Below are 16069 nucleotides of genomic sequence, written 5' to 3'. Positions count from 1 at the left end.
CGCCTTCGCGAGCAAGCCCGCTCCCACATTGAAGCCGAGGTCAGATCAGAGACCGTAGCTCATCAGACGCTCGTAACGGCGAGCCAACAGCGCTTCGTTATCGAACTTCTTCAACATCGCCAGCTGCGAGCTCAGCTCGGCACGGATCGATGCAGCCGCAGCGGCCGGATTACGGTGTGCGCCGCCCAAAGGCTCGCCGATCACTTTATCCACAATACCCAGGCCTTTCAGGCGCTCGGCAGTGATGCCCATGGCTTCGGCAGCGTCCGGCGCTTTCTCGGCGGTCTTCCACAGAATCGAAGCGCAACCTTCCGGCGAAATTACTGCGTAAGTCGAGTACTGCAGCATGTTCAGTTGATCGCAAACGCCGATCGCCAGCGCACCACCGGAACCACCTTCACCGATCACGGTGGCGATGATTGGGGTTTTCAGGCGTGCCATGACACGCAGGTTCCAGGCAATCGCTTCGCTCTGGTTGCGCTCTTCAGCGTCGATACCTGGGTAAGCACCCGGGGTGTCGATGAAGGTCAGGATCGGCATTTTGAAACGTTCGGCCATTTCCATCAGGCGGCAGGCCTTGCGGTAGCCTTCCGGACGCGGCATGCCAAAGTTGCGACGAACTTTCTCGCGCACTTCACGGCCTTTCTGGTGACCGATGATCATCACCGGCTGGTCGTCCAGACGGGCAATGCCGCCGACGATCGCAGCGTCGTCGGAGAAGTGACGGTCGCCATGCAGCTCGTCGAACTCGGTGAAGATGTGTTCGATGTAGTCCAGGGTATATGGACGTTTCGGGTGACGCGCCAGACGCGCGATCTGCCAGCTGGTCAGCTTGCCGAAGATGTCTTCGGTCAGCGTGCTGCTTTTGTCCTGCAGGCGGGAGATCTCATCGCCGATATTCAGCGAATTGTCATTACCGACCAAGCGCAACTCTTCGATCTTGGCTTGCAGGTCGGCGATCGGCTGTTCGAAATCTAGAAAATTCGGGTTCATAGGCGTCCGTCTTGGGTCGACCTCCAAGAGAGCTTGGGCCGGCCGGTTGTCTATTCGCGCCCTACCTTAAGGGAGAGGCGCGTTCAGGTCGAGATTAAAAATTCAGGTCGAGATCAGGCCCTAGCTATAGGGCCGGACCGTCAACGGTATTGGAGGAAGACGTTGTCTCGCCCGAACTGGTCACGCAGGGCTTGAATCAAGGCATCCGCCGGGTCGATCCGCCAGGTCTCGCCGAACTGCAACAAGGCTTTCGCATCGGGACTGGTGTATTCCATGGTGATCGGGCACGCGCCACGGTGACGCTTGAACAACTCACCGAGCCAGCGTAGCTGATCGCCTTTCAAATCCTGGGTTTGCAGCTTCAAGCGCAGGCTTTCAGCCAGATTGGTGCGCGCATCTTCCATGCTCATCACCCGCTTGACCCGTAGCCGCAAGCCACCGGAGAAATCGTCGTTGCTGACTTCGCCTTCGACCACCACCATCGCGTCGGTCTGCAACAACGATTGCGCGGAATGGAATGCTTCGGCGAACAGCGAGGCCTCGATCCGTCCAGAGCGGTCGTCGAGGGTAATGAAACCCATCTTGTCGCCCTTTTTGTTCTTCATGACTCGCAGGGCGATGATCATGCCCGCGACGGTCTGGGTATCGCGGGCCGGTTTCAGGTCGATGATGCGTTGGCGGGCGAAACGGCGGATCTCACCTTCGTATTCGTCGATCGGGTGACCGGTCAGGTACAGGCCCAGGGTGTCTTTCTCCCCTTTCAGGCGTTCCTTGAGGGTCAGTTCCTTGGCCTTGCGGTGATTAGCGTAGACATCGGCATCTTCTTCGACGAACAGACCGCCAAACAGGTCGACATGACCGCTGTCGTGGGTACGCGCGGTTTGTTCGGCCGCCTTGATCGCCCCTTCCATCGCGTTCAGCAAGACCGCCCGGTTGCGGTCGATATTGGCCTGATAGGCTTTCTGCTCGTCATGGAAGTAAGGCCCCAGACGATCCAGCGCACCGCTGCGGATCAAACCGTCCAGGGTGCGCTTGTTGATACGTTTGAGGTCGACACGGGCGCAGAAATCGAACAGATCCTTGAACGGACCTTCCTGACGCGCCTCGGTAATGGCTTCCACCGGACCTTCACCCACACCTTTGATCGCGCCGAGGCCGTAAATAATCCGGCCTTCGTCATTCACCGTGAACTTGAACTCCGAAGTATTCACATCCGGCGCGTCGAGACGCAGCTTCATGGTGCGAATTTCTTCGATCAAGGTCACGACCTTGTCGGTGTTGTGCATATCCGCCGACAGTACCGCGGCCATGAAGGGCGCCGGGTAGTGCGTTTTCAGCCAGGCGGTCTGGTAGGACACCAGGCCGTAAGCAGCGGAGTGGGATTTGTTGAAACCGTAACCGGCGAACTTTTCTACCAGGTCGAAAATGTTACCAGCCAGGTCGGCGTCGATATTGTTGGTCGTGCAACCTTCAATGAAACCGCCGCGCTGCTTGGCCATTTCTTCGGGTTTTTTCTTACCCATGGCTCGACGCAGCATGTCCGCGCCGCCAAGGGTGTAACCGGCCATGACCTGGGCAATCTGCATCACCTGTTCCTGATACAGGATGATGCCGTAAGTCGGTGCCAGAACCGGTTTGAGGCCTTCGTACTGGTAGTCCGAGTGCGGGTACGCAAGTTCGGCGCGACCGTGCTTACGGTTGATAAAGTCGTCCACCATGCCCGATTGCAACGGGCCCGGACGGAACAGGGCCACCAGTGCAATCAAATCTTCCAGGCAGTCGGGCTTGAGCTTTTTGATCAGCTCTTTCATGCCTCGCGACTCAAGCTGGAACACCGCAGTCGTTTCAGCTTTTTGCAGCAACTGGTAAGTCGGCTTGTCATCCAGCGGGATGAACGCGATATCCAGCGGCGGCTCATCAACCTTGGCGCGATCACGGTTGATGGTTTTCAGCGCCCAGTCGATGACCGTCAGGGTCCGCAGACCGAGGAAGTCGAACTTCACCAGGCCAGCAGCTTCAACGTCGTCCTTGTCGAACTGGGTGACCAGACCATCACCGGCCTCATCGCAATAAATCGGCGAGAAGTCAGTCAGTTTGGTCGGGGCAATAACCACACCACCGGCGTGCTTGCCGACGTTACGCACAACGCCTTCAAGCTTGCGGGCCATTTCCCAGATTTCGGCAGCTTCTTCATCGACCTTGATGAAGTCACGGAGGATTTCTTCCTGTTCGTAGGCCTTTTCCAGGGTCATGCCGACTTCGAACGGGATCATCTTCGACAGACGATCCGCCAAACCGTAGGACTTGCCCTGCACCCGCGCCACGTCACGGACCACAGCCTTGGCCGCCATGGAACCGAAGGTGATGATCTGGCTTACCGCGTTGCGGCCGTATTTCTCGGCCACGTAGTCGATTACACGGTCGCGACCGTCCATGCAGAAGTCGACGTCGAAGTCGGGCATGGATACCCGTTCCGGGTTAAGGAAACGTTCGAACAGCAGGTCATATTCCAGCGGGTCGAGGTCGGTGATCTTCTGCACATAGGCCACCAGCGACCCGGCACCCGATCCACGGCCTGGGCCTACTGGCACACCGTTGCTCTTGGCCCACTGGATAAAGTCCATAACGATCAGGAAGTAACCGGGGAAACCCATCTGGATGATGATATCCAGCTCGAAATTCAGCCGATCGACGTAGACCTGACGCTTGGTTTCGTAGTCTTCGGTGGTGTCCTTGGGCAGCAGAACGCTCAGGCGATCTTCCAGGCCATCGAAGGAAACCTTGCGGAAATACTCGTCGATGGTCATGCCATCGGGGATCGGGAAGTTGGGCAGGAAGTGAGTGCCCAGCTTCACTTCGATGTTGCAGCGCTTGGCAATCTCGACGGTGTTTTCCAGCGCTTCGGGAATGTCGCTGAACAACTCAGCCATTTCCTCGGCACTTTTGAGGTATTGCTGATCGCTGTAATTCTTCGAACGCCGCGGATCGTCGAGGGCGCGGCCCTCACCGATGCAAACGCGGGTTTCGTGAGCGGCAAAGTCTTCCTGCTTGATGAAGCGCACGTCGTTGGTCGCGACCAGCGGCGCGCCGATTTTTTCAGCCAGGGCCACGGCGCCGTGCAGCTGTTCTTCGTCGTTGGGGCGGTTGGTGCGCTGGATCTCCAGATAGAAACGATCCGGGAACACGGCCATCCATTCGCGTGCCAGGTTTTCCGCTTCGGCCGGGTTGCCACTGAGCATGGCCAGGCCGATCTCGCCTTCTTTCGCCGCCGACAGCATGATCAAGCCTTCGCTGGCTTCGGCCACCCACTCACGCTCGATGATGACCGAGCCATTGCGCTGGCCGTCGATGAAGCCGCGGGAGATCAGTTCGGTGAGGTTGCGATAACCCACGGCGTTCATCGCCAGCAGGCTGATCCGGCTCAGAGCGTTATCCGGATCCTTGTTCGACAGCCACAGGTCGGCGCCACAGATCGGCTTGATCCCGGCGCCCATGGCGGCTTTATAGAATTTGACCAGGGAACACATGTTGTTCTGATCGGTGACCGCTACGGCAGGCATGTTCATGCCGACCAGGGTCTTGACCAGCGGTTTGATCCGCACCAGACCGTCGACCAGGGAATACTCAGTGTGCAGGCGTAGATGAACGAATGAAGCCGGCATAGTGATCCTGTCTAGAAACTAGAAACGTGAAGACAACAAGGCCCGGATTGTACCGGGCCTTGCCAAAAACATCAGCCTTGCGACTAACTCTCGATCAGGTTTTCCCGCGCCTCGTAAGCCAGGCGTACCGGGGCGAACGAGCGGCGGTGAATCGGCGTTGGCCCCAAGCGGGCCAGCGCCTCCAGGTGAACAGGCGTCGGGTAGCCTTTGTGGCCACCGATGCCGTACCCCGGGTAAATCAATTCGAACGCTGCCATCTCGCGGTCGCGACTGACCTTGGCCAGAATCGACGCGGCTGCGATGGCCGGTACCTTGCCGTCGCCTTGCACCACTGCTTCGGCACGCATCGACAGTTTCGGGCAACGATTGCCGTCGATCATCGCCAGTTTCGGCGTGATGTGCAGACCTTCGACGGCGCGCTGCATGGCCAGCATGGTGGCGTGGAGAATGTTCAGCTCGTCGATTTCTTCGACTTCGGCCCGGGCGATGCACCAGCTCAGGGCTTTTTCGCAGATCTCGTCGTAGAGCTTTTCGCGGCGGGCTTCGGTGAGCTTCTTCGAGTCGTTCAGGCCCAGGATCGGACGGTTCGGATCGAGGATCACCGCGGCTGTCACCACAGCACCACAAAGCGGGCCGCGACCGACCTCGTCAACGCCGGCGACCAGATCTTCAACTTCGGCGACCAGGGTGAAGTCCAGGCCCATCTGAATGCTTGCTTTGCTCATTGTGTTTTGCCGATCAGGTTCAGTACCGCGTCCGCCGCCTGATTGGAGGCGTCCAGACGTAAGGTACGGTGAATTTCATCGAAGCCGCGGGTCTGTTCTTCACCGCCTTCGATCAGTGGCGACAGCGTCTGGGCCAAGGCTTCAACCGTCGCATCGTCCTGCAGCAACTCGGGCACCAACAGGCGCTGGGCCAGCAGGTTCGGCAAGGAGATGTAGGGACTTTTCACCATGCGCTTGAGAATCCAGAACGTCAGCGGTGCCAAGCGGTACGCGACCACCATCGGCCGTTTGTACAACAACGCTTCAAGCGTCGCGGTTCCGGACGCGATCAGCACAGCGTCACAGGCTGCGAGGGCCAGATGGGATTTACCGTTGAGCAATGTCAGCGGCAGATCTCGGCCCGCCAGCAGCTCTTCAAGCTGCTTGCGGCGCTCGGGGCCGGCGCAAGGCATGACGAACCGCACACCAGGGCGCAGGGCTCGCAGACGCTGGGCCGTATCGAGGAACAACGCACCTAGCCGGCCAACTTCGCCACCACGACTGCCCGGCATCAGAGCAACCAGCGGCCCGTCGGGCAAGCCGAGTTCAGCCCGCGCGGCGGCACGATCGGCCTCCAGCGGGATGGCGTCAGCCAGGGAATGCCCGACAAACCGCACCGGCACGCCCTTCTCTTCATAGAATTTTGCTTCGAACGGGAACAGCGTCAGCATCAGATCGCAGCCTTCGCGAATCTTCAGCACCCGTTTCTGCCTCCACGCCCAAACCGACGGGCTAACGTAATGCACGGTCTTGATCCCGGCCTGACGCAGCTTGAGTTCGATATTGAGGTTGAAGTCCGGGGCATCGATACCGATGAATACGTCCGGCTTCTCGGCGATCAGGTCGGCAACCAGCTTCTTGCGGCGTGCCAGCAACTCGCGCAAGCGACCCAGCACTTCCACCAGGCCCATGACCGAAAGACGCTCCATCGGGAAATACGAGGTCAGGCCTTCGGCCTGCATCAGCGGACCGCCGACACCGATGAACTCGACTGCCGGGTGCTGAGACTTGAGTGCGCGCATGAGACCCGCGCCAAGAATGTCGCCGGAAGCCTCACCCGCTACCAGCGCAATACGCAGATTAGCCATGATTAACGAGTGATGCCGCGGGTCGAAGACTGGATGGAATCACGGAACACCGCGACTTCCGGGAACTGATCCGAAGGCTCGGCCAGTTCGGCGAGCGCCTGTTCGACCGTCAGGCCCTGGCGATAAACCACCTTGTAGGCACGACGCAGCGCGTGGATCGCATCTTCGCTGAAACCACGACGACGCATGCCTTCGAAGTTCATGCTGCGGGCTTCGGCCGGGTTGCCAAACACCGTAACGTACGCCGGGACGTCCTTGCCGATGGCGGTGCCCATACCGGAAAAGCTGTGGGCGCCGATATGGCAATACTGGTGAACCAGGGTAAAACCGGACAGGATCGCCCAGTCTTCAACGTGCACATGGCCCGCCAACGCGGTGTTGTTGACCAGGATGCAGTGGTTGCCGATGACGCTGTCGTGGCCGATGTGGGCATAAGCCATGATCAGATTGTGATCGCCCAGGGTTGTTTCAGAACGGTCCTGAACGGTTCCACGGTGAATCGTCACGCCTTCACGGATGACGTTGTGGTCACCGATGACCAGGCGAGTTTCTTCACCCTTGTATTTCAGATCGGGCGTGTCCTCGCCTACCGAAGAAAACTGGTAGATGCGGTTGTGCTTTCCGATTCGGGTCGGGCCTTTGAGAATCACATGCGGCCCGATCACTGTCCCCTCGCCGATTTCCACACCTGCACCGATGATCGACCAAGGGCCGACCTCGACGCCGTCGGCCAGGATAGCCGTCGGATCGATGATTGCGCGAGGGTCAATCAAACTCATAGTTTGCGTTCCGCGCAGATGATTTCAGCAGAGCAGACTGGCTTGCCATCGACCGAAGCCTGGCACTCGAACTTCCAGATCTGACGCTTGCAGCTGATGAAGCGGGCTTCGAGGATCAACTGATCGCCTGGGGTGACGGGCTGGCGAAAACGCAGCTTGTCGGAGCCGACGAAGTAGTAGAGCGTGCCGTCGGCAGGCTTCACGTCGAGCATTTTGAAGCCAAGGATGCCGGCAGCCTGAGCCATCGCTTCGATGATCAACACACCCGGCATGATTGGATGCGCAGGGAAGTGACCATTGAAGAAGGGTTCGTTGATGCTGACATTCTTGTAAGCGCGAATGCGCTTGCCTTCCACATCCAGATCCACGACCCGGTCCACCAGCAGGAACGGGTAACGGTGAGGCAGGTATTCGCGAATCTCGTTGATGTCCATCATTTCGGGGGGAAGCCTATGTAAAGATTGGGAGGCGCGACTGACGCGCACCCCTCTAGCAAATCAAGGAGGCAGTCTAGCGGCTGTGCACACTTGATATTGAAATGGTATCAGCCATCTGATGAAGCATTACCGTCAGGGGTCACTTCCCCTACACGCTTTTCCAGCTGTCGCAGACGCCGCGCGATGTCATCGAGCTGACGAATGCGTGCCGCGCTTTTGCGCCATTCGGCTGCCGGTTGCATGGCTGTACCGGAAGAATAGGAACCCTTTTCGGTAATCGAGTGGGTCACCATGGTCATCCCGGTGATAAAAACGTTGTCGCAAATCTCGATATGCCCCACCAGCCCTACGCCACCGGCGAGCATGCAATGCTTGCCGATCTTGGTGCTGCCGGAGATCCCCACACACGCGGCCATGGCGGTGTGATCACCGACCTGGACGTTGTGGGCGATCTGAATCTGGTTGTCGAGTTTCACCCCGTTACCCAGAACGGTATCGGCCAGTGCACCGCGATCGATAGCGGTATTCACGCCAATCTCCACGTCGTCACCGACCAGCACACCACCGATCTGGGCGATTTTCTGCCAGATACCTTTCTCGTTGGCAAAACCGAAACCTTCGCCGCCGAGTACGGCACCCGATTGAATCACCACCCGCTTACCGATGCGAACATCGTGGTACAGCGTGACTCGCGGGGCCAGCCAGCCGCCCTCACCAATCTCGCAGCGGGCACCGATGAAGCAGTGCGCGCCAACGGTCACACCCGCAGCAATACGCGCGCCGCTTTCGATCACCGCAAAGGCGCCAATGCTCGCCGCCGGATCGACCACTGCATCCGCTGCCACAACCGCTGTCGGATGAATACCGGCAGCCGCCTTTGGCTTGGGATCGAACAGATGGGAAATCCGCGCGTAGGCCAGATACGGATCAGGCACCACCAGCGCATTACCTGCAAAACCTTCAGCGTCAGCGGCCTTCAGCAACAGGGCTGCGGCCCGGCTGTCAGCCAGGTATTTACGGTATTGGGGGTTTGCGAGAAAGCTCAACTGAGCTGGGCCAGCCTCTTGCAAAGTGGCTAGCCCAGTGATTTCTTTCTCCGGGTCGCCACGCAGTGTGGCGCCGAGGAACTCGGCCAATTGGCCGAGCTTTATAGTCGCTGTCATGGTTACTTCAGCTGATTCATGCGCTCGATAACCTGGCGAGTGATGTCGTACTGAGGTTTGACATCAATCACTGCGCCACGCTCGAAGACCAGGTCAAAAGCACCTTTCTTGATGACTTCTTCCACAGCACTGTCCAGTTTCGGCTTGAGCTGTTTCAGCATTTCACGGTCAGCAACGGCTTTGGCTTCGTTCAATTCCTTGGACTGGAACTGGAAGTCACGGGCCTTTTGCTTGAACTCGAGTTCCAGGCGTTCACGCTCGCCTTGCTGCATCTTGTCGCCGCCAGCCATCAGACGGTCCTGAATGCCCTTGGCACTGCTTTCCAGAGTCTTGAGCTTGCTCAGCTGTGGGCCGAACTTCTTCTCGGCATCAACGGCGTACTTCTTGGCCGCATCGGATTCCAACAGAGCCATCTGATAGTTCAGAACGGCGATTTTCATGTCGGCAAAAGCCGGACCTGCTACCAGTACGGTCGCCAGGAGAACCAATTGAGTCAACTTACGCACGATGCACTCCTACAAAATCCATTGTCGTTATCTTGGGTCAGACGCTTAGAACGTCTGGCCGAGGGAGAATTGGAACACTTGAGTATCAGCGTCATTCGGTTTCTTGACCGGCATGGCCAACGCGAAGCTCAGAGGACCCAGTGCGGTAACCCAGGTCACGCCTACACCGACGGAGCTGGCCAAGTTGCTCAGGCTGATGTCGTTACATTCTGTTTGAGCGGTTGAACCGACATTAGCGTTCGTCGTTTTATCGCACTTGGAGTCGAATACGTTACCCACATCCCAGAATACCGAAGTACGCAGGGAACGTTGATCCTTGACGAATGGCAGCGGGAACAACACCTCGACACCACCCTGGATCAAAACGTTACCACCGAACGGCAGCGGATCCTGGTCCGGGTCGGCCAGCGTGCCGGTATTACCCGTCACAGCCGCACCGCGACTTGGTGTACTGCGAGGACCGAGGGTGCTGTCCTTGAAGCCACGAACCGAGTTGAAACCACCAGCATAGTAGTTTTCATAGAACGGCAAGCCATCGGTAGAACCATAACCATCGCCATAGCCCAGTTCGGTGTGCAGGCGCATGGTGTAGTTTTCAGACAATGGCTGGAACAACTGGCCACGGTAATCAAGCTTGAAGAACGACAGGTCGCTGCCAGGCGTGGTGGTTTCCAGTGTCAGGCTTTGGGAATGACCACGGGTCGCCAATACGCCTTTGTTCAGTGTGGACTCGGACCAGCCGGCCGAGGCCTTGAAGTTCAGGTAGCTGTCGCCTTCCCTGTTAACGAAGTCGAAGATCTCGTCAACGGTGTATTGACCGGTCTTGATCTTGTCTTGTTGCGCAGTCAGGCCGAAGGTCAGACGCGAAGTCTCGCTGATCGGGTAACCGACGCTCACGCCTGCACCCAGGCTGTCTACGGCATAGCTGGCTACGTCGACGTCGAGGTCTTTGTAGTCAGTGGTGCGATAGAACGCGTTGTAACCCAGGCTCACGCCATCGGCAGTCCAGTACGGGTCGACATAACCGAAGTTATAGCGACTCTGGTATTGACTGCGGGTCAAACCGATGCTGACTTTGTTACCCGTACCCAGGAAGTTGTTCTGGGTGATCGAACCACCGAGGATCAGACCGGCGCTCTGGGCGAAACCGACGCTGGCGGTAATCGAACCGGAAGCCTGTTCTTCAACGCTGTAGTTCACGTCTACCTGGTCGTCGACGCCCGGCACGGCCGGTGTTTCGACGTTGACTTCCTTGAAGAAGCCCAGACGTTCAAGACGAGTCTTGGATTGGTCGATCAGGTAAGTCGAAGCCCAGCCGCCTTCCATCTGACGCATTTCACGGCGCAGCACTTCGTCTTCGGACTTGGTGTTGCCACGGAAGTTGATGCGGTTCACGTAAGCACGTTTACCCGGATCGACGGCGAACGTGATGTCGACGGTGTGGTCTTCATCGTGAGGCTGAGGCACGCCATTGACGTTGGCGAAGGTGTAACCCTCGTTACCCAGACGACGGGTGATCAGTTCGGACGTGGTGGTCATCAGCTTGCGCGAGAACACCTGGCCTTTCTGGACCAGCAGCAGGGACTTGACCTGGTCTTCAGGGACTTTCAGGTCGCCGCTCAGCTTGACGTCACGGACGGTGTACTTCTCGCCTTCATTGACGTTGACGGTGATATAGACGTGCTTCTTGTCCGGGGTGATGGACACCTGGGTCGAAGCGATATCCATGTTGATATAGCCACGGTCCAGGTAGTAGGAGCGCAGACGCTCCAGGTCACCGGACAGTTTTTCACGAGCGTACTTGTCATCGTTCTTGAAGAACGACAACCAGTTGGTGGTCTTGAGTTCAAACAGGTCGATCAGGTCTTCTTCAGGGAAGACGGTGTTACCCACCACGTTGATGTGCTGGATAGCAGCAACGGTGCCTTCGTTGATATTGACCTTCAACCCAACGCGGTTACGCGGCTGCGGCACCACTTCAGTGTCGACGGTAGCCGAGTAGCGACCCTGAGCGACGTATTGGCGCTGCAACTCGTTACGCACGCCTTCGAGGGTGGCGCGCTGGAAGATCTCGCCTTCGGCCAGACCGGATTGTTTGAGGCCTTTCATCAGGTCTTCAGTGGAGATCGCCTTGTTACCCTCGATCTCGATACTGGCGACCGACGGACGCTCGACTACCGTGATGACCAGGACGTTGCCATCGCGGCCCAGCTGGATATCTTGAAAGAAACCGGTTTTGAACAACGCACGAGTGGATTCCACCAGGCGACGATCATCCGCCTGTTCACCGACGTTCAACGGCAAAGCACCAAAGACGCTACCCGCGGAGACCCGCTGGAGGCCATTGACGCGAATATCAGAGATAGTGAAGGACTCGGCGTGAACTTCGGCGATCATCAATACGGTGAGAACCGCAGTTAGCAGCAGACGTTTCATGAAGTCCTTTCTTATTCCAACTGGCAATAAACAAACTGCCGCAAAATGCGGCAGATTCGCAATTCAGCGAAGCGTTACAGTCGACCCAGATCATTGACAAGAGCAAGCAACATCACCCCGATCACCAAACTGATACCGATCTGTATCCCCCAACCCTGCACCCGATCCGACAAGGGGCGACCACGCGCCCACTCGATCAGATAAAACAACAAATGCCCCCCATCCAGTACAGGAATGGGCAACAAATTCAGAACCCCCAAGCTAATACTCAGATAAGCAAGGAAATTCAGGAAATCAGCGACACCCGACTGGGCAGAAGCGCCCGCCACTTTAGCAATGGTTATCGGTCCACTCAAGTTTTTTACCGAGAGCTCACCGAACAACATTTTCTTGAGCGAATCGAGGGTCAGTACGCTCATGGTCCAGGTGCGTCGAGCACCCTCCCCAATCGCTGCCACAGGACCATAACTCACTTCGCGAATCATCTCTGGCGGCCAATCGACTGCCTTCACCCCAGCCCCCAGATAACCACTGGGTGCCTTCTTCTCGCCGCGAGCGGCCAGCGTCACAGGGACGTCGATTTGAGCACCATCACGCTCGACGCGCAGCATGATTTTGGTATCAGGGTGCATACGGACCGTGTCCACCACCTGCTGCCAGTCATCAAGCGACTTGCCGTCCAGAGCCAACAGTCGGTCACCGGTCTTCAGGCCAGCAGCCTGCGCCGGGCCTTTCGGGTCAAGCTCGGCCAGGACCGGTGGCAGCGCCGGACGCCAAGGGCGTAGACCCAGCGAACGAATCGGATCGAGCTCATCGGCACCCTTGAGCCATTTATCCAGCATCAGCTCACGGGGCGAATCCACCGTGGAACCCTGATCACGGACCAGCAACTGCAGGGAACCGCTCTCCCCAAGACGACGGACCAACTGCAGGTTCACCGCGGCCCAGCCGGAAGTTGGCTCGCCATCGATGGCAATGATTTCCTGGCCCGCGCTCAAACCAGCCTTGGCGGCGATACTGCCGGATTCGACTGCACCAATGACCGGGCGCACTTGCTCGCTGCCGAGTATGGCGAGCACCCAGAAAAAAATCATCGCCAGTAAAAAGTTGGCAATCGGGCCCGCCGATACGATAGCGATACGCTGGCGGACGGATTTGCGATTGAAAGATTGATCAAGCTGATCGGCCGGCACTTCGCCTTCGCGCTCGTCGAGCATTTTCACGTAACCGCCCAGCGGGATCGCGGCGACGACGAACTCAGTGCCTTTCTTGTCGTGCCAGCGCAGCAACGGCATACCGAAGCCCACGGAGAAACGCAGCACTTTGACCCCACAGCGACGCGCGACCCAAAAATGGCCGAATTCGTGGAAGGTGACCAGCACACCCAAAGCCACCAGGGTGCCGACAATCATATAGAGCGCGCTCATCTACTTTCTCCGCAATCCTGTCCAGTGCCGCATGGGTCAACGTATTGCAGCACTTACCGCCCGTGACGACTCAACCATTGTTCGGCCAGTACTCGCGCTTTTGCGTCAGCCGTGAACACTGCCTCGAGATCGTCAACCGCAACCACGGGCTCGAGATTCAATACTTCTTCGATGATACTCGCGATTTCCGGGTAGCGAACCCGCCCGTCGAGAAAGGCCGCGACCGCCACTTCATTCGCCGCATTCAGCATGGCCGGCGCGCTATTGCCGGATTCAGCCGCCTGACGCGCAAGGCGCAGGCACGGGAATCGCTCTTCATCAGGCGCCTGGAAGTCCAGCCGCGCAATTGCAAACAGGTCCAGCGGCGCAACACCCGAATCGATTCGCTCCGGCCAGGCCAGCGCGTTGGCGATCGGCGTGCGCATGTCAGGGTTACCTAACTGGGCCAATACCGAACCATCAATGTAATCGACCAGGGAATGAATCACGCTTTGAGGATGAATCACCACTTCGACCTGGGACGGCTTGGCATCAAACAGCCAGCAGGCTTCGATCAGCTCCAGCCCCTTGTTCATCATGCTGGCCGAATCCACCGAAATCTTGCGCCCCATGGACCAGTTCGGGTGGGCACACGCTTGCTCAGGGGAAACATGCACCAGTTCAGCCATAGGTGTCTGTCGGAACGGACCGCCAGAGGCCGTGAGTAAAATCCGACGCACCCCGACGGCACTCAGCCCACGAGCGAAATCCTGTGGCATGCACTGGAAAATCGCGTTGTGCTCGCTGTCGATCGGCAACAACACCGAACCACTCTTGCGCACCGCCTGCATGAACAGCGCACCGGACATCACCAGTGCTTCTTTGTTGGCCAGGAGGATTTTCTTGCCGGCTTCGACCGCCGCCAGAGTCGGTCGCAAGCCAGCAGCGCCAACGATGGCCGCCATGACCGCATCGACCTCAGGATCGGAAGCAACCTGACACAGGCCTTCCTCACCCACCAGCACGCGGGTCGGCAGACCAGCAGCGCGCAAGTCGTCCTGCAAGCCTCGGGCAGCACCCGCCTCAGGTACCACGGCGAACCGCGGCGTATGGCGAACGCACAGCGCCAACAGCTCGCTCAGACGGGTGTAACCGCTCAAGGCGAAAACCTGATAACGCTCGGGGTGGCGAGCGATGACGTCAAGCGTGCTCAGTCCAATCGAACCGGTCGCCCCCAGGACGGTAATCTGCTGCGGGCGGCTCACGGTGCCGCCATCCACAGCAGCACGGCAAACACCGGAATCGCTGCAGTCAGGCTGTCGATACGGTCCAGCACGCCGCCGTGACCCGGCAGCAGATTACTGCTGTCCTTGATCCCGGACTGACGCTTGAACATGCTTTCGGTGAGATCACCTACCACCGAGATAAACACGATGATGGCTGCACCAATCAAACCTTTGAACAGCTGCGCCACCGTCCAGTCTCGAACCAGACTAACAATGACAGTAATGACCAGACTCACCGCGAGGCCACCGTAGACGCCCTCCCAGCTTTTGCCGGGACTGACCTGTGGCGCCAGTTTGCGCTTGCCGAAGGCTCGGCCTGAAAAGTAAGCACCGATATCAGCGCCCCAGACCAGCACCATCACCGCCATGATCAGCCAGTTGCCTAAAGACTCCTGCTTGATCTGAATCAGACCTTGCCAGGCGGGTAGCAGGATCAGCAGACCGATCACCAACTTGCAGGCAGCGCTGGACCAAAGATCGCTGGTGCGTGGATAAGTCAGCACCAGATAGGTTGCGACGCCCCACCAAAGCACCGAAGCGCCCAACACCCAGGGTGCGAGCCCAGGCACGATATGCATGACAAACAGCATCATCGCGACCACAGCTGCATAGGCAATGCGGGCCGGCTGCTCAGTGAAGCCCGCCAGGCGAGCCCACTCCCACGCACCGAGGGTCACGACCAGCCCGATGAACAGCGCAAAACCGGTGCCTTCGAGCAGGAAAAACCCGCACAAGGCAATCGGCAGCAGGATCAGCGCGGTGATGATTCGTTGTTTAAGCATTAAACCCGGGCTCCAGCCTCGACCTGCTCGCTCGTTTTACCGAAGCGGCGCTGCCGAGAAGCAAAATCGGCCAGCGCGGTACGCATGGCATCGTGTTTGAAGTCCGGCCAGAACAGGTCGGAGAAGTACAACTCGGCGTAAGCCAGTTGCCACAGCAGGAAGTTACTGATGCGGTGCTCGCCACCGGTACGGATGCACAAGTCCGGCAACGGCAAATCGCCGGTAGCCAGGCAGGTTTGCAACAGTTCCGGAGTAATGTCTTCCGGACGCAGGTGCCCGGCCTGAACTTCCCGAGCCAGACGCTGTGCGGCCTGCGCGATATCCCACTGTCCGCCATAGTTGGCAGCGATCTGCAGAACGAAGCGATTGGTGCCCGCCGTCATTGCCTCAGCTTCACGCATGGCAGCCTGAAGCTCAGGATGAAAGCGCGAACGGTCGCCAATGATGCGCAAACTGATGTTGTTTTCGTTCAGGCGCTTGGCCTCGCGACGCAATGCCTTGAAGAACAGATCCATCAAGGCGCTGACCTCGTCGGCCGGGCGCTGCCAGTTCTCGCTGGAGAAGGCGAACAGGGTCAATACTTCGACCCCGGCCTCAGCGCACACCTCGATCACCGCACGAACCGCATCCACGCCCGCTTTATGACCGGCGACACCCGGCATAAAGCGCTTTTTCGCCCAGCGATTATTACCATCCATGATGATCGCGACATGGCGCGGCACCGCGGACGGCGCAGTCTGCTTGGTCTTTTCCATGAAAACGCGACC

13 protein-coding genes are annotated in these 16069 nt (G+C 58.4%); all 13 read right to left on the bottom strand.

Translation table 11 applies throughout. From position 1 onward, the window contains the following. Positions 1-45 precede the first annotated feature (45 nt). The gene (locus ASC74_RS03170; protein WP_046046293.1) at positions 46-993 is read right to left on the bottom strand and encodes an acetyl-CoA carboxylase carboxyltransferase subunit alpha; all 948 of its coding nucleotides are present in this window, start codon (positions 991-993) and stop codon (positions 46-48) included. 140 nt (positions 994-1133) lie between these two features. Continuing rightward, complete coding sequence (gene dnaE / locus ASC74_RS03165) at positions 1134-4655, bottom strand: DNA polymerase III subunit alpha (RefSeq protein WP_046046294.1); 3522 nt, start codon at positions 4653-4655, stop codon at positions 1134-1136. Positions 4656-4738: 83 nt separating this feature from the next. After that, positions 4739-5365, bottom strand: a complete 627-nt coding sequence (rnhB, locus tag ASC74_RS03160) for a ribonuclease HII (RefSeq protein ID WP_161990825.1) — start codon at positions 5363-5365, stop codon at positions 4739-4741. An 11-nt stretch (positions 5366-5376) separates the two neighbouring features. Beyond that, positions 5377-6507 carry a lipid-A-disaccharide synthase gene (lpxB, locus tag ASC74_RS03155; RefSeq protein ID WP_056739165.1) on the bottom strand — a complete coding sequence of 377 codons (1131 nt, stop codon included), beginning with the start codon at positions 6505-6507 and terminating at the stop codon, positions 5377-5379. Positions 6508-6509: 2 nt separating this feature from the next. Continuing rightward, a complete protein-coding gene (lpxA, locus tag ASC74_RS03150; RefSeq protein ID WP_033056289.1) occupies positions 6510-7286 on the bottom strand; it encodes an acyl-ACP--UDP-N-acetylglucosamine O-acyltransferase in 777 nt (258 codons plus the stop codon). Then, a complete protein-coding gene (gene fabZ / locus ASC74_RS03145) occupies positions 7283-7723 on the bottom strand; it encodes a 3-hydroxyacyl-ACP dehydratase FabZ (protein WP_008154051.1) in 441 nt (146 codons plus the stop codon). The genes lpxA and fabZ overlap by 4 nt, the downstream gene beginning before the upstream one ends. Before the next feature lie 107 nt (positions 7724-7830). After that, positions 7831-8886 (bottom strand): UDP-3-O-(3-hydroxymyristoyl)glucosamine N-acyltransferase, encoded by a 1056-nt coding sequence (lpxD, locus tag ASC74_RS03140; RefSeq protein ID WP_056739164.1) that lies wholly within the window; start codon positions 8884-8886, stop codon positions 7831-7833. Between the two features lie 2 nt (positions 8887-8888). Beyond that, positions 8889-9392 carry an OmpH family outer membrane protein gene (locus ASC74_RS03135; protein WP_010462812.1) on the bottom strand — a complete coding sequence of 168 codons (504 nt, stop codon included), beginning with the start codon at positions 9390-9392 and terminating at the stop codon, positions 8889-8891. Positions 9393-9437: 45 nt separating this feature from the next. Further along, positions 9438-11828 (bottom strand): outer membrane protein assembly factor BamA, encoded by a 2391-nt coding sequence (gene bamA / locus ASC74_RS03130; RefSeq protein ID WP_056739162.1) that lies wholly within the window; start codon positions 11826-11828, stop codon positions 9438-9440. 74 nt (positions 11829-11902) lie between these two features. Continuing rightward, a complete protein-coding gene (gene rseP, locus ASC74_RS03125) occupies positions 11903-13255 on the bottom strand; it encodes a sigma E protease regulator RseP (RefSeq protein ID WP_056739160.1) in 1353 nt (450 codons plus the stop codon). A gap of 53 nt (positions 13256-13308) precedes the next feature. Beyond that, the gene (ispC, locus tag ASC74_RS03120; protein ID WP_056739158.1) at positions 13309-14499 is read right to left on the bottom strand and encodes a 1-deoxy-D-xylulose-5-phosphate reductoisomerase; all 1191 of its coding nucleotides are present in this window, start codon (positions 14497-14499) and stop codon (positions 13309-13311) included. Next, positions 14496-15302: a phosphatidate cytidylyltransferase gene (locus ASC74_RS03115; protein WP_056739156.1), complete on the bottom strand. Its 807-nt coding sequence runs from the start codon at positions 15300-15302 to the stop codon at positions 14496-14498. Before ASC74_RS03115 ends, ispC begins: the two co-directional genes overlap by 4 nt. Beyond that, positions 15302-16057: a polyprenyl diphosphate synthase gene (uppS, locus tag ASC74_RS03110; RefSeq protein ID WP_033056297.1), complete on the bottom strand. Its 756-nt coding sequence runs from the start codon at positions 16055-16057 to the stop codon at positions 15302-15304. Before uppS ends, ASC74_RS03115 begins: the two co-directional genes overlap by 1 nt. Positions 16058-16069 lie beyond the last annotated feature (12 nt).

It is taken from the genome of Pseudomonas sp. Root329 (genome assembly GCF_001424925.1).
In the GTDB taxonomy this organism is placed as follows: Bacteria; Pseudomonadota; Gammaproteobacteria; order Pseudomonadales; family Pseudomonadaceae; genus Aquipseudomonas; species Aquipseudomonas arabinosi.
This window is presented reverse-complemented; position numbering and strand designations above follow the sequence as displayed.

Excerpts from the sequence above, each read along its gene's own strand:
- ASC74_RS03170 (WP_046046293.1), bottom strand. The coding sequence starts at position 993 with ATGAACCCGAATTTTCTAGATTTCGAACAGCCGATCGCCGACCTGCAA.
- dnaE (WP_046046294.1), bottom strand. The coding sequence starts at position 4,655 with ATGCCGGCTTCATTCGTTCATCTACGCCTGCACACTGAGTATTCCCTG.
- lpxB (WP_056739165.1), bottom strand. The coding sequence starts at position 6,507 with ATGGCTAATCTGCGTATTGCGCTGGTAGCGGGTGAGGCTTCCGGCGAC.
- lpxA (WP_033056289.1), bottom strand. The coding sequence starts at position 7,286 with ATGAGTTTGATTGACCCTCGCGCAATCATCGATCCGACGGCTATCCTG.
- fabZ (WP_008154051.1), bottom strand. The coding sequence starts at position 7,723 with ATGATGGACATCAACGAGATTCGCGAATACCTGCCTCACCGTTACCCG.
- lpxD (WP_056739164.1), bottom strand. The coding sequence starts at position 8,886 with ATGACAGCGACTATAAAGCTCGGCCAATTGGCCGAGTTCCTCGGCGCC.
- bamA (WP_056739162.1), bottom strand. The coding sequence starts at position 11,828 with ATGAAACGTCTGCTGCTAACTGCGGTTCTCACCGTATTGATGATCGCC.
- rseP (WP_056739160.1), bottom strand. The coding sequence starts at position 13,255 with ATGAGCGCGCTCTATATGATTGTCGGCACCCTGGTGGCTTTGGGTGTG.
- ASC74_RS03115 (WP_056739156.1), bottom strand. The coding sequence starts at position 15,302 with ATGCTTAAACAACGAATCATCACCGCGCTGATCCTGCTGCCGATTGCC.
- uppS (WP_033056297.1), bottom strand. The coding sequence starts at position 16,057 with ATGGAAAAGACCAAGCAGACTGCGCCGTCCGCGGTGCCGCGCCATGTC.